The 15,370-nt window shown below is 37.1% G+C and carries 11 protein-coding genes; 6 read left to right on the top strand and 5 right to left on the bottom strand.

All coding sequences use genetic code 11. The annotated features are described in order from the left end of the window. Nucleotides 1-16 precede the first annotated feature (16 nt). Nucleotides 17-850: a hypothetical protein gene (locus GTH24_RS11890; protein ID WP_072068494.1), complete on the top strand. Its 834-nt coding sequence runs from the start codon at nt 17-19 to the stop codon at nt 848-850. Between the two features lie 274 nt (nt 851-1,124). Further along, nucleotides 1,125-1,970, top strand: a complete 846-nt coding sequence (locus tag GTH24_RS11895) for a hypothetical protein (RefSeq protein ID WP_072068495.1) — start codon at nt 1,125-1,127, stop codon at nt 1,968-1,970. A 100-nt stretch (nt 1,971-2,070) separates the two neighbouring features. Here GTH24_RS11895 and putP read toward each other — a convergent pair whose 3' ends face one another. Continuing rightward, complete coding sequence (putP, locus tag GTH24_RS11900; RefSeq protein WP_072068496.1) at nt 2,071-3,555, bottom strand: sodium/proline symporter PutP; 1,485 nt, start codon at nt 3,553-3,555, stop codon at nt 2,071-2,073. A gap of 467 nt (nt 3,556-4,022) precedes the next feature. On the opposite strand from putP, the gene putA reads away from it, so the two are divergent. After that, complete coding sequence (putA, locus tag GTH24_RS11905; RefSeq protein ID WP_164526455.1) at nt 4,023-7,985, top strand: trifunctional transcriptional regulator/proline dehydrogenase/L-glutamate gamma-semialdehyde dehydrogenase; 3,963 nt, start codon at nt 4,023-4,025, stop codon at nt 7,983-7,985. A 458-nt stretch (nt 7,986-8,443) separates the two neighbouring features. On the opposite strand, the gene fliZ is transcribed toward putA, so the two are convergent. From fliZ to GTH24_RS11925, 4 genes are all read right to left on the bottom strand, one after another. Next, entirely contained in the window at nt 8,444-8,974 is a 531-nt protein-coding gene (gene fliZ, locus GTH24_RS11910) for a flagella biosynthesis regulatory protein FliZ (protein ID WP_006533125.1), read from the bottom strand. Between the two features lie 58 nt (nt 8,975-9,032). Further along, a complete protein-coding gene (locus tag GTH24_RS11915) occupies nt 9,033-9,755 on the bottom strand; it encodes an RNA polymerase sigma factor FliA (protein WP_036912728.1) in 723 nt (240 codons plus the stop codon). 442 nt (nt 9,756-10,197) lie between these two features. Next, complete coding sequence (locus GTH24_RS11920) at nt 10,198-11,316, bottom strand: flagellin FliC (protein WP_072068498.1); 1,119 nt, start codon at nt 11,314-11,316, stop codon at nt 10,198-10,200. 306 nt (nt 11,317-11,622) lie between these two features. After that, nucleotides 11,623-12,723 (bottom strand): FliC/FljB family flagellin, encoded by a 1,101-nt coding sequence (locus GTH24_RS11925; protein WP_072068499.1) that lies wholly within the window; start codon nt 12,721-12,723, stop codon nt 11,623-11,625. 387 nt (nt 12,724-13,110) lie between these two features. Here GTH24_RS11925 and fliD point away from each other — a divergent pair, with 387 nt between their 5' ends. Genes fliD through fliT form a run of 3 tightly spaced genes read left to right on the top strand, consistent with a single transcriptional unit; the run spans nt 13,111 to nt 15,319 of the window. Continuing rightward, nucleotides 13,111-14,529 carry a flagellar filament capping protein FliD gene (gene fliD / locus GTH24_RS11930; protein WP_072068500.1) on the top strand — a complete coding sequence of 473 codons (1,419 nt, stop codon included), beginning with the start codon at nt 13,111-13,113 and terminating at the stop codon, nt 14,527-14,529. A 19-nt stretch (nt 14,530-14,548) separates the two neighbouring features. Beyond that, nucleotides 14,549-14,947 (top strand): flagellar export chaperone FliS, encoded by a 399-nt coding sequence (gene fliS, locus GTH24_RS11935; RefSeq protein ID WP_072068501.1) that lies wholly within the window; start codon nt 14,549-14,551, stop codon nt 14,945-14,947. A gap of 18 nt (nt 14,948-14,965) precedes the next feature. Further along, nucleotides 14,966-15,319 (top strand): flagellar protein FliT, encoded by a 354-nt coding sequence (fliT, locus tag GTH24_RS11940; RefSeq protein WP_072068502.1) that lies wholly within the window; start codon nt 14,966-14,968, stop codon nt 15,317-15,319. The last annotated feature ends 51 nt before the right edge of the window (nt 15,320-15,370 follow it).

Below are 15,370 nucleotides of genomic sequence, written 5' to 3' on the forward strand. Positions count from 1 at the left end.
TATCATGGATGGTCTTATGAAATCACGATTGCTTCTTACCTTGTCACTGTATGCTGTTTCATCTTTCTCTGTGTTTGCATCTTCAAACCAATGTACTGATGCCACAAAACAGATCAATATTGCCAATAGTACCATTATGCTGCTCAGCTCTTATAATGGCCCTGTTAAGTCAGTCATCATGACAAGCACTATTCCTGATGATGGACGATTTAAGGCATTAAAAGGTGAAATTCAGCTTGATGAATGTGGAAACTTGCTTAAAGACAGTACATCAATGCAAGAATACTTTGAAGGTAATGTAGAAACGAATTTGATAAGAACATCCCCCGATAACCCTTCTGTTACTCGATATCAATTTCAGCTAAAAAATGCCTATGGTTCACATTCTATCTATATGCAAGAAACCTATCTTAAAGATGAACAGAACCGATTCAATAAAAAAGTCACTCAATACTATGCCCATGATGGTGCTTTAATGGACACTTTTACCAGTCAATTTGAGTATAAAGAGGGTCGTATCATTAAAGAGATCAGTCAATCTTCAGCAACAACGTCTGATGTTATCACCACATTATATTCTTATGATCCCCAAGGAAAACTGCAACAGGTGATTGAAGATGGAAAAGTTAATGTGGAATATGAATATGATGTTGAAGGGAAAATAACTAAACAATCAAATTATATCAAAGGCATGAATGGGGAAGACAAGGCATTTATTTCTACTTGCTTTAAATGGGATGCTTTCAATAACTGCTTAGAAGAACAACTTGAAAGTACCATAAAGTTTGATGAGGAAATTATTAATTATAGCAAAGCGACTATTCATAACAAATTTAGTTACTACGAGTGATTTATAAATATTTTATTATTTTAATAGATAACCAATAATATCAAAATCAGACTATCTAAAATAGACTGTTTTTTTTATTTATATACCTACATATCAATAATGTAATTATCAATACTTTCATCAAAAAGCAATTTATGTAAAACTACTTAAATCAATTAATGATAGCGTAATACTTACTAAAAAAATTATCTTCCTTTATACTGCTTAGAAAATAATGATGGACGCTTTCTATTAAACAGCATCCTTTTATAAAAATTTTAAAATGGCTCATTACATGAAATTACAGTTATTTTTTATTTTTTCTTTATGCACACCACTCATAAGTTTTTCAGCCTCTGCTAAAGGATCTTTGTGCGATAAAACACACAGACAAAGTAATTCAGCTAAGAGTATGGTTAGTATGCTTGATTATTATAATGGTCCAGTGAAATCAGTCATTACAAGCAGTCAATTACCTGACGAAGGTAGATTTAAAGCTTTTAAAGGTGAAGCTCAATTTGATGAATGTGGAAGTTTAATGCTGTATGATTTTTCCACACAAGAATATATTCATGAACATATAGAAACCAATCTTCTAAGAATGTCAGTGCCTTATGATATCAAATTTAAATATCAACTAAAGAATCGCCATAGAACTCATACTTTATATTTACACACCTTATACCATGAAAATGATCAAAATCAGTTAACACATAAGGTCTCTAATTTTTATGATGAACATGGCAAATTAATGGGCTCTGAAACAAGCCAATTTTCTTATAGTGATAATAAAATTACTTCAGAAACGGTGATTAAATCTGATACTGAAAATTTAGGAAATACCATCTATTTTCATTATGATAAACAAGATCGTTTATTAAAAACAGTTGAAAACAATGAGATAACATTAGAATTTAATTATGGCTCAGATGGTAAAGTATTACATCAAACACAATTATTCAGTAGCCTCTATGATGATATAAGAGAATATGACCAAACATGTCGAGAATGGGATAAATATAATAATTGTTTAACCTGGGATTTAATTAGTACTATTAAACAAAATGGTGAGCTTATCGATACTAGCAAAGCAACTATTTATAATCGGTTTGAGTATTATGAAGAGGTTAATTTAAATTAATTATAAATTATAAAGTTACCCAGTATAATTAATTATATTTAAAAAGGGCGTTTATTTATTAAATAAACGCCCTTCTCTCTTTAACTTGGTTAAATTTTTATTATGTATTGCGGTATTGCATTTCAGCTTCATCAAAACGTTGCTGATTCTCTTTACTTGGTACTTTACCCATAAGACTTACTGCAATGATGGCGATAGAAGCAAAAACAAAGCCTGGGATAATTTCATATAACCCAAACCACTTGTATTGCATCCACACTAATACCGTTAAGGCACCAATCAACATTCCGGCAAAAGCACCGTTGCGTGTCATACGTTTCCACATCACAGAGATAAGAATGACAGGGCCAAAAGCGGCACCAAATCCTGCCCATGCGTTACTGACTAAATCGAGGACTTTATTATTAGGATCTCGAGCTAAGAAGATAGCGATAACAGCCACTAATAACACCATGCCACGCCCTACCCAAACCAGTTCTTTTTGGCTTGCATTTTTACGAATGAAAGGTTTATATAAGTCTTCTGTTAAGGCACTTGCACACACTAACAACTGACAGCTTAATGTGCTCATTACGGCGGCGAGAATGGCTGATAACAAAATACCTGCAATCCATGGATTAAACAGTAACGATGCCAATTCCATAAAAATACGTTCATTCTTCGCCGTTACAGCCCCTGCTTGTGCCGGATTCATTTCAAAATAAGCAATACCGAAGAAACCAACCGCAACCGTTCCGCCTAAACAAAGGATCATCCACGTCATGCCGATACGACGTGCTTTGCGAATTGTTTGATTTGAATCAGCCGCCATGAAACGCGCTAAGATATGAGGTTGTCCAAAGTAACCTAATCCCCACGCCAATAAAGAGATAATGGCGATAAAATCAAGACCCTTGAACATATCAAGATAAGACGGATCTTTAGCTTTAATAATTGCAATAGAAGTATCAATGCCACCAATGGAGAAAATCACAATAATCGGTGTCAGGATCAGAGCAAAAATCATGAGTGTTGCCTGAACGGTATCAGTCCAGCTTACTGCAAGAAAACCACCTAAAAAAGTATAGGCAATTGTTGCAAGTGCACCATAAATCATTGCTTCGTGATAAGGAATATGGAAGGTTGATTCAAATAGCATTCCACCAGCAACCACACCAGATGCACAATAGATAGTAAAAAAGGTAAGAATAACCAATGCTGAAATAATGCGTAGCATTTTGCTTTTATCATCAAAACGCGAAGTCAAATAATCAGGCAACGTTAATGCATTATTATTTTTTTCAGTTTGCAAACGTAAACGCCCTGCAACTAAGCGCCAGTTTAGCCATGCACCTAAGCAGAGCCCTATAGCTATCCAACTTTCAGAAATACCCGCAAAAAAAACCACACCAGGTAATCCCATTAATAGCCATCCACTCATATCTGAAGCACCCGCTGAAAGCGCAGTCACTACACTGCCTAGCCGTCGCCCTCCTAAAATATAGTCATCAAAGTTTTTTGTTGAGCGATAAGCTAGATAGCCAATAAAAAGCATACCCAGAATATAGATCGTAAATGTAATTAGCATTGGCGAAGTTAGAGCCATAATTGCAGTTCTCCATAAATCTGTTTTCGATCATCGATATGCTTCTGACTTGTACAGGAACGTTGCACTTCGTTGCGCATTAATGATCTTTTCAGTTTTTAATTAAAATAATTTCTTACAGCAACAGATAAAACATTCACATCAATCCTAGAATAGGTTAACTGCATTTAACAAGAAATTAACGTTTAAATGTTTAATTTTTGTATATGACTTCACACTATTTGTCTTAATTTGAACAACATTATAAATATAAACATCAATAAAATAAATATAATTAATTGATTTATATAGATATATAAAGAGATATAAATTGATTCATTTTTAATCACACATAAAACCTGACCACTTTCACATTATTTATAAATAAATTGTTAACAATGTTGCACAAAGTTGCAACATGAATGATATTAATAAAAATAACGGGTAACAGTACTTGTGAATGAGAAATAGAATATGAGGAGCACTGCATGAGTAGCACAACAATGGGTGTTAGACTTGATGAAGATACCCGCAATAGATTAAAAGAGGCTGCACAAAAATTAGATAGAACATCGCATTGGTTAATTAAACAAGCTATCTTCAATTATCTTGAACAAATTGAAAATGATCAGGTGAATATTAGTAATACAACATTTGCTGAGCAAGATCTTGAAGGAGAGACTGAAACACCAACAGCTCATTATCAGCCTTTTTTAGAGTTTGCTGAACATATTCACCCGCAATCCGTTTTACGCTCTGCCATTACCTCTGCATATCGTACTCCTGAAATACAGGCTGTTCCTATGCTGTTGCAACAAGCGACATTACCTGAAAATGAAGCCCAAGCAACGCATAAATTAGCCTATTCCATTGCCGAAAAATTACGTAAACAAAAAAATGGCATTGGGCGTTCAGGACTTGTACAAGGCTTATTACAAGAATTTTCACTTTCTTCACAAGAAGGTGTAGCTTTAATGTGTTTAGCGGAAGCGTTACTGCGTATTCCCGATAAAGCCACGCGTGATGCCCTTATTCGTGACAAAATTAGTCATGGTAATTGGCGCTCACACTTAGGACAAAGCCAATCGATGTTTGTGAATGCAGCGACATGGGGCTTATTATTCACAGGTAAATTAGTTTCTACACATAATGAAGAAAAACTCTCCAACTCTTTGAATCGCATCTTGACCAAAAGTGGTGAGCCATTAGTACGTAAAGGCGTTGATATGGCCATGCGTTTAATGGGAGAGCAATTCGTTACAGGTGAAACTATTTCTCAAGCATTAGCGAATGCTCGTAAGCTTGAAGAGAAAGGCTTTAGCTACTCTTATGACATGTTAGGAGAAGCGGCATTAACAGAAAAAGATGCACAAGATTATTTAGTTTCTTATCAGCAAGCTATCCACGCCATTGGCAAAGCGTCTAATGGCAGAGGTATTTATGAAGGCCCAGGAATATCTATCAAGCTTTCGGCATTACACCCTCGCTATAGCCGTGCACAATATGAACGTGTTATGTCAGAGCTTTACCCTCGCCTGCTCTCATTAACATTACAAGCAAAACAATATGATATCGGTATTAATATTGATGCTGAAGAAGCGGATAGACTTGAAATTTCACTCGATCTCCTTGAAAAGCTCTGTTTTGAGCCTGAATTAGCAGGTTGGAATGGGATTGGTTTTGTTATTCAAGCCTACCAAAAGCGTTGCCCATTAGTGATTGATTATGTCATCGATTTAGCTCGTCGTAGCCGTCGTCGCTTAATGATCCGTTTAGTTAAAGGCGCATATTGGGATAGCGAAGTAAAACGTGCTCAAATTGATGGTCTTGAGGATTACCCTGTTTATACTCGTAAAGTGTATACCGATGTTTCCTATTTGGCTTGTGCAAAGAAACTACTTGCGTCGCCTAACTTTATTTATCCTCAATTTGCAACACATAACGCACACACCCTTTCTGCAATTTATCATTTGGCAGGACAAAACTATTACCCTGGGCAATATGAATTCCAGTGTTTACATGGCATGGGTGAGCCTCTTTATGCACAAGTTGTAGGAAAAATAGCAGACGGGAAGTTGGGTCGTCCTTGTCGCATTTATGCACCAGTAGGAACACACGAGACGTTACTCGCTTATTTAGTGCGTCGTTTACTTGAAAATGGTGCCAATACCTCATTTGTAAATCGGATCGCGGATACCACTATTTCCCTTGATGAGTTGGTCGCTGATCCGGTCAAAGAAGTCAATAAAATAGCACAAGCTGAGGGGCAAATTGGGCTTTCACACCCTAAAATTCCACTTCCTCATCAGCTTTATGGTGATGAGCGTAAAAACTCACCAGGTATTGATATGTCAAATGAACACCGTTTGGCATCACTCTCTAGTGCATTATTAACCTCTGCCACTGAAAGTAGACATTGTGAACCGTTGTTAGGTGATACGTTTAATTCTTCAGAAAAAACACAAGCGCTTCAGTCTGTTTTAAACCCAGCAAATCATACTGATATAGTGGGTACAGTAAGAGAAGCCTCTGAAGCTGAGGTAGATTTTGCTTTAACCGTTGCTCAAGAAAATGGAGAAATATGGTTTGCAACGCCTCCTACACAAAGAGCCTCTTTTTTAGTTCGCACTGCAGAATTAATGGAACAACAAATGGGTCCATTAATGGGAATTTTAGTGCGTGAAGCGGGCAAAACTTATAGTAATGCCATTGCAGAAGTACGAGAAGCGATTGATTTCCTCTATTACTATGCGGCGCAAGTTGCACAAGATTTTGATAACAATACACATCGCCCTTTAGGGCCTGTGGTTTGTATCAGCCCATGGAACTTCCCATTAGCCATATTCAGCGGACAGATAGCAGCAGCGTTAGCCGCAGGTAATACCGTACTTGCTAAACCTGCTGAGCAAACTCCTTTAATAGCTTCAAAAGCAGTTGAACTCTTCCTTCAAGCTGGTGTTCCTCGCTTTGCATTACAGCTTTTACCGGGTCAAGGCGAAACGATTGGCGCACGTTTAGTGGCTGATGAACGTGTTCGTGGTGTGATGTTTACAGGCTCGACAGATGTTGCACATATTTTACAAAAAACCTTAGCTGGTCGATTAGATAGCGAAGGCCACCCTGTTCCTTTAATTGCAGAAACAGGTGGTTTAAATGCCTTGATCGTGGATTCTTCTGCATTAACCGAACAGGTTGTTACGGATGTTATGGCTTCAGCTTATGATAGTGCGGGTCAACGTTGTTCTGCGTTACGTCTTTTATGTATTCAAGAAGAAGTAGCAGATCACACCATTGAGATGCTAAAAGGAGCAATGGCACAAGCGGTAATAGGTGATCCGAGTTTATTATCCACCGATATTGGCCCTGTTATTGATAAAGAAGCGAAAATAGGTATTGAGAAACATATTCAAGTTATGCGCACAGCAGGTTACGACATTTATCAAGCCTCATACAATAACCTGCCAAAACAAATTGAAAATAACAGTACTTTTGTTCAACCGACTTTAATTGAATTAGATAAAGTCAGTTCTCTAAAAAGGGAAATTTTTGGCCCTGTATTACATGTTGTACGTTATGCAAGCCAAGATTTACCTGCATTACTCGAAGAGATTAATGCGACAGGCTATGGCTTAACAATGGGCGTTCATACGCGAATTGATGAGACTATCGCTTATGTTGCATCAAATGCCAAAGTGGGGAATTTATATGTAAACCGTAATATGGTTGGTGCGGTTGTTGGTGTTCAACCCTTTGGTGGTGAAGGATTATCTGGTACAGGCCCGAAGGCAGGTGGCCCTGTTTATCTGTATCGCTTATTATCCAAACGCCCTGAAAATGCAGCAACGCAAACACTGGCGCGTCAAGATGAAACATTCCCGCTTGATACTTCTATGCGTAATTTACAAACTTACAATAAATATATGGAATGGTTATCAAACAAAGCAGATAAATCACACTATGAAGCCTTAGAAAAATATGCACTTGCATCCCAAGCAGGAACATTACGTATATTACCTGGCCCTACTGGCGAACGTAATACTTACCAATTAGTTCCTTGCGGTAATGTGCTTTGTATTTCAGATAATGAGCAAGATGTTCTAACCCAAATAGCAGGTGTTCTCGCCTCAGGTTGCCATGCCATTATCGTCAATAGCTCGTTCTCACAAAAAACATACCGTGAATTACCTGATATTGTCAGAAAAGCAATTACACTCACTGAAAACTGGGCTGAGGAACCATTAAAAATAAATGCTGTTATTTATCATGGTGATGGTGATCAATTACGTGAAACTTGCCAGAAAATTGCTCAACGTAAAGGGGCTATAATCTCTGTTCAAGGATTTTCACGAGGTGAAACAGGCTTATTGTTAGAGCGTTTATTACATGAAAGAGCATTAAGCATTAATACTGCGGCCGCCGGTGGTAATGCAAGTTTAATGACCATTAGTTAATTAGCTCTCCTCTTTTTCTCTTTTTATTTTGAGACCACCTTTAAAAAAGCTTTGATTAAAGGTGGTTTTTTCTTTTATTAATCTAACATTTATAAAAAATAGCTAAGATAGATATTTATCTTAATGCTGTGACTATTCTCACTCTTTTTATATTTATCCATCGCCGACTATTGAATTAGTAAATATACTTGTCGCCAAGTCAACCAAAACCTAGAAGTTGATTGAATTATATCGTTATGTATACCTTAAAAGTTACGCCCTTCGGGGCGTTTTTTTTTACTTATAAATGTTATGTTAATGACATTTATAAACACAATATTGTATTTAATCATCGATAAATAAAGAAATTGAAAAACAACAAAGAGATTATGTAAGAAGAAACAGAAAGGAACTTAAATTAAGTCAAAAGAAAAAGGAGTAGGCTAGGCTACTCCTTTTAAGGTCTCTCTTGAGCGCAATTAGTGACTGCTATTCATCGATGGTGGCTCTTGACACCAATCGAGATATTGCTCGTACTTACGTAGCGCAATATTGTAGTTACTAAATGCAGAGGGAGTGAGCTTTTTACTCAGGTCTGACTGAATTTTCTCTGTCGTAAATTCTTGACGAGGAAAATTAGTTGAAGTCAGTAATTCATCGAGCCGACGTAAACGAACCACATACTCACGAACAGTACTGTGGCTCATCTCCGTTTGTTCAAACAAATACTGCTTAAAAGACATAATGTCAAAGTAGTCAGTTTCACTATTACAGTAAATCTCACTACAAAAACGGCATAGCGCAGAAAACTTCTCTTGTAACGTTTCCCATGTTTCATCATCAATTAAATCCGTCATTTCAGAAATGGCTTCTTTATTGATAACTTGGCGATTGAATACGAGAGAGATCCGATCAAGCGCCTTGTGGCAATGTAGACAATGAGTCTGGCTGTGTTTATAGTCTTTAATGTAACGGCTTAGCGGCCGTTTCTTTTGTGTTGAAACAGACATAAGAGATAAAGCCCTGTGTTGTAGTCTTAATAAACAAAAACAAAAATAAGCAAAACTTCTATTTCTCTGGGTTTAAGCGTGCTCGCAGCCTTTTTATGGCTTGGCTGTGTAGCTGGCTTACGCGGGATTCCCCGACATTAAGCACTGCGCCTATTTCTTTCAAATTAAGTTCTTCCTGATAATACAGAGTAAGAACCATTTTTTCCCTTTCGGGAAGCAATTCTATCGCGTCTATGACTCTTTGGCGAATATCACTTTCTAATAACATCTGTAATGGATTGTCATCATGATCTTCGTCTTGAGACGGTTCACAGCTTTCACCGTAAATTTCATGCCATTCGTCATATGAGAACAATTGGCTGTTATTCGTATCCAATAGGATCTGCCGGTATTCTGCTAACTCAATCTGCAAATGATCAGCAACTTCCTGTTCTAATGGGGGTCGTCCTAGATCCTGCTCTAATTGATGAATAGAATGAGTCACTTCTCTTGCATTGCGACGCACACTACGTGGCGCCCAGTCTCGACTACGTAGCTCATCTAACATAGAGCCACGAATACGTTGAACAGCGTAAGTGGTAAAGGCAGCACCTTGCATTGAGTCATAACGCTCAACAGCGTTTAATAACCCAATCCCACCCGCTTGCAAAAGATCATCCAATTCAACACTCGCAGGTAACTTGACCTGTAATCGTAATGCTTCATGGCGAACCAACGGGACATATCGCTCCCAGAGGCTATTTTTGTCCATCACGCCTTCGGCGGTATACAAATCACTCACAACAAAAGACACCTTTGGATAAAAGACCGGAAACCATTATCTGGCGAAATAAATTTAGCAATCGGCTGAACAGTGAAACAAAAGCGCCTCTTTTTCACCTATGCCAAATTTTCGGCAAAAATTGGGTTTTCATTGATAAATTAATTTGTCATTGCATTACGAGAACTACTTTACCTTAAAACATACGCAGCTAATCCTTAGAAAAACCGTTAATTAAATTGATAATTTATCTCATTAAAAGAAATCGACGCATAGAATATGCATTCTGTTCATAAAAAAATAACATATAAATCATAGTATTTTATTTTGTGAGATTTTAGCGTCTAATTAATAAGTTGAAATACTCATAAATGATTAATAAAAAAAACGATTGTTTTGATGAAAAAAACACCCACTACAAAAATTGCAGTGGGTGTGATTTGAAGATTATTTAAGATTGAAATTAACGAAGTAATGATAATACGTTTTGAGGAATTTGATTTGCTTGAGCAAGGACAGAAGTACCTGCTTGTTGCAGAATTTGACCTTTACTCATATTAGAGACTTCTGTTGCATAATCGGCGTCTTCAATACGGCTACGTGATGCAGTTAGATTGTTCACTGTATTACCTAAATTAGTAATAGTTGAATCTAAACGATTTTGTACTGCACCCATTGCACTGCGTAAGCTATCGACTTGAGCAAGTGCATCGTCCAATGCTTTCAGTGGTTTTTCAACGACCATATCTAAACCCGCTACCGGTGTTGTAGAAGCATCTACTTTTGCTTTACCGCCTGCAGCACCTGCTGTTACCGTTGCATCGAAGTAACCTTCAACACCTTTTGCATCTACAGTTTGCACGATAAGTTTTGATGTATCGTCTTTACCATCGGCACCTTTTGCATAGTAAATATCATAGCTTTTAATTGTGCCATTTTTAACTTTGTCATCTAGCGCTTTAGTATCGAGATCTTGCATTTCTTTAGGTGGTGTTGTACCCCCTGTTGGAGTCACTTCCGCTTTGGTTGCTTTAGAACCGATTTTGCTTTTTGCTGATAAATCCAATTTATCAATACCTAATGTAGTCGCATCGGTTTTTTTCAGCTCAACACTGATTTGTTCTTTATCATGCGCACCAACTTGTAAATTTAATGTGCTGTCTTCGCTTAATACTTTTACGCCATTAAATTGAGTCTGCTCTGAAATACGATTAATTTCCGCAGTACGTTGATTCACTTCTTCCTGAATAGATTTAATATCGGACTCTGAATTAGAACCGTTTTTAGCTTGAACAGTTAACTCACGAATACGTTGTAAGTTATTATTAATTTCATTTAATGCCCCTTCTGTAGTTTGGGCAATTGAAATACCGTCGTTCGCATTACGAGAAGCTTGAGTCAAACCATTAATATTTGAAGTAAAACGGTTAGCAATCGCTTGACCGGCTGCGTCATCCTTGGCGCTATTAATACGTAAGCCAGAAGATAAACGTTGGATAGCGTTACCTAATGCATTTTGTGAACGGTTTAAATTATTTTGAGTCACGAGTGACAGGTAATTGGTATTAATGACTTGTGCCATAAAATATTCCTTCGACTTGATTTTAAAATATTTTTAAATGAATAGGTTGGTTATTACGTCTCTGTAATAACGTTGCCTAAACACTATCGTCATCAATTTCGAGGGTTTTACGATTTTTGGCGTCGCGAAAATAGCAATAAAAGCCAGTTGGCTAATTTGTAAGGAATAATTGATTGCAAAAAAAAGAGGAAACGATCGAAAGAAAAAATAAAACTAAAAAAGAGTGGGTTTAAATATAAAAAACAAAAAAGACCCTCAGATGAGGGCCTTTGATATAGAAAGGTATCTTTTGTGTCAGAGTACGAATTAACGTAACAGAGACAGAACAGTTTGTGGTACTTGGTTTGCTTGAGCAAGTACTGAAGTACCAGCTTGTTGCAGAATTTGACCACGGCTCATGTTAGAAACTTCTGTTGCGTAGTCAGCATCTAAGATACGGCTACGTGAAGCAGATAAGTTGTTAACAGTGTTGTTCAGGTTGTTGATAGTAGATTCGAAACGGTTTTGAATCGCACCTAATTTAGAACGGCTTTCATCAATTTTGTTGATAGCTTCGTCTAAAGTTGCTAAAGCGTCATCTTTAACATCTAAAGTTTTAACGTCTTTACCTGCATCTGCTGTAAATTTGTTACCAGCAACAGCAGAACCCGCTTTTAGCTCGATATCATCAGTACCAGTAACTTCAAAGTCACTTTTACCTACTAAATATTTATCAGCACCTTTAGTTACAACGAATTTATCGTTTACTTTATTACCATCAACAGTATATTCTGTAACAGTAATACCTTTATACTGAGCACCACCAGGGATTGCTAAAGTAGCAGCATCCACAGCACCACCTTCAGCAGTTACGCCTTTTTTAGCCGTAGTTTCAGCGAACAGTTTGTCACTTGATACGCCTAAAGTATCGTTATCAACTTTATCTAAGTTGAATTTGATAGTTTCGTTATCGTTAGTACCAACTTGGATAACCATTTCTGATTTTTCGCCGCTCAGTACTTTAACGCCGTTGAACTGAGTTTGTTCAGAAATACGAGTGATTTCATCTAAACGTTCTTTAACTTCGTTTTGGATTGAAGTGATGTCTGAGTTAGAGTTAGTACCGTTTTTAGCTTGAACTGTTAACTCACGGATACGTTGTAAGTTGTTGTTGATTTCGTTCAGAGCACCTTCAGTAGTTTGAGCGATAGAGATACCATCGTTCGCATTACGTGAAGCTTGAGTTAAACCATTTACGTTTGAAGTGAAACGGTTAGCAATCGCTTGACCCGCTGCATCGTCTTTAGCGCTGTTGATACGCAGACCAGAAGACAGACGCTCGATTGCACTTCCTAAAGCTCCCTGAGATTTGTTCAGGTTGTTTTGAGTTACCAGAGATAGATAGTTGGTATTAATGACTTGTGCCATAGCTAGATTCCTTTAAAATCAAGTCGATAAAATAAAAGTTTGCCTATTCATTTTCGGTGTTAATCACCGGCAACAAGTTTATCGGCACCCCACATACAACCTTTAACTTTTCCTACAAATATTTCTGCGTTTTTTTATAGAATTAATATCAAGTCAATGATAAACAAAGAAATTAATTTATTATTTTTTTATTAAATTTTTATCAATTTTCGTCTCAACCCTTTTTCTACCCTTCTAAATTCGACTTTGGTCACCAATGGCAATAAAAGGCTTCTATATGGCAGCCTGTTTCACTCATCAAAAATACCAAATAGACGTAAACTTTTCGCCGATTCTACCGATAACGCTTTTTGAGGATTATTTTACGAACACAGAAAGGAGACCAGTATGGCTGGTATTACTTCGTTAGGCGTAGGCTCAGGGATGCCTCTAAGTCAAACATTGGCACAGTTAGAGGCGGCGGAAAATAAACGCCTTGAACCCCTTGATAAACAGATGAAAAGCTATGAAGCGCAAATTACCGCTTACGGTAAAATTCGTGGACAGCTCGATAAGCTACAAAAAGCATCAGAAAATTTAAAAAAATTCGACGAAATTATCGCAACAAAAGTCGATGATGAATTTGATGCTTTTAAAGTGACCACTGATGGTAAAGCCAGTATTGGTAACTATACTGTTTCGGTTAAAGAACTTGCCCATGCGCAAACACTAAAATCAAAAGCAGTAAGCGATGTAAAAGTGCCTATTGGCAAAACGTTAGGCGAAGGTAATAAACGAACACTGGTTATTACTCAAGAAGGTGAAAAAGAGCCATTACGCATTGAATTAACTGACAACCAAACCTCAATGATTGAGTTGCGTGATGCAATCAATAAAAAAGAGGGTAATGTTTCAGCCACTATCGTTAAAGCTAAAGACGGTGTTAACCATTTAGTACTGACTTCTCGTAAAGAAGGTACTGATTCAAAAATGGAAATCACGGTTGAAGGTGATGATGAACTTAATAATTTTATTAGTTATTCATCTAAGTCTAATAGCGGTGCAATGCAACAGATCGTTGAAGCAAATAATGCAAAGTTAACGATTAATGGTATTGATATTGAGCGTCAAACTAATGAGATTAAAGATGCCCCTGAAGGGATTATTTTAAATCTTAAGAAAAAAACTAGTGATAACAAAGACAATATTGATAAGCCTGAAATAGTCACTGTTGCTCGTGATATTGAGCCAATGAAAAAAGCTATCCAAGCTTGGACAGATGCTTATAACGAGTTAAACAGCACTTATAAATCTCTAACTAAATATACCCAAGTAGAGAAAGGCGAAGCGGCATCGAAAGATAATGGTGTATTACTGGGTGATACCACCAGTCGTATGATTATGTCTGAACTAAAAAGCTTTGTAACCAGTTCACAAGGCACCTCAGATATGGATACCCTGAATAAAATGGGTATTAAATTTAAGGTTGATGGCTCTTTAGATATTGATAGTAAAAAACTGGATGAAGCGTTAAAAGAAAAGCCTGCTAACGTGAAAGAGTTTTTTATGGGTGACGGTAAAGAAACAGGTTTTGGTACTCAAACCTATAATTACCTAAAGAAAACCCTACAATCTAATGATGGTACGTTAGATATCGCCACTGATGGCGTGAAAAAACGTAAGAAAACATTAGATAGCCAAATTAAAAACACGGAGCGTAATATTGCGGCCACGATGGAACGTTATAAAAACCAGTTCCAACAGTTAGATAAAATGGTCAACTCCATGACTAACTCCAGTGCCTCAATCGGCCGTTTATTAATGTAATTTTTAAAAGTAGGACACTATGTATCAACAATCAGCCAGTAAAATGTATGCTCAAATCGACGTTGAAAGCGAGATTTTAAATGCCACGCCTTACCAGCTGATCCAGATCCTATTTAATGGGGCGCTTAGCGCCCTTCGCCGTGCCTTAATATTAATAGAACAAGGAAATATCGCTGGTAAAGGCGAGAATATTTCTAAAGCGATTAATATTATTGGTAATGGATTAAAACAAGGTCTGGATAAAGAAAAAGGTGGCGAGCTTGCAGAGAATCTGGAGCTCCTTTATGACTATATGGTTAATCAGCTACTCGATGCCAACTTAAAAAATAACCCAGAAAAAATTCATGAAGTCATCAAGCTCTTAACTGAAATTTCTGATGCTTGGCAACAAATCGGCACACAGATTAATTCTTATTAAATTAGAGTGGACAACAATATGGATATTATGGTGGCTTACGAGCAGGTTTTAAAATCAAGTGAGCAAATGTTAACGCTTGCCAAAGATCAGCAATGGGACAAGCTGATAGAAATGGAAATGGATTATTTAAAAAGCGTAGAGAATATCACTAAGATGATAAAGCCTGCTGATGGTGAGCTGAGACTACAACAACGCCTCACAGATATGCTAAAGAAAATCTTAGAAAACGAAAATGAGACGCGAAATTTATTACGGGCTCGTCTAGATGAGCTCGGCGTGTTAATTAGACAGACTGAACAAGAGCAGAGGGTACAAAATAGCTATGGTCAGTTTACAGAACATAGTTATTATCCTGATCTCAATCTTAAATAACTCTCCTCTGCGCCAAAAGCGGTTTTATTAGCTAATGGCGTCTTTACTTAG

The organism is Proteus vulgaris (genome assembly GCF_011045815.1).
GTDB classification, from domain to species: Bacteria; Pseudomonadota; Gammaproteobacteria; order Enterobacterales; family Enterobacteriaceae; genus Proteus; species Proteus vulgaris_B.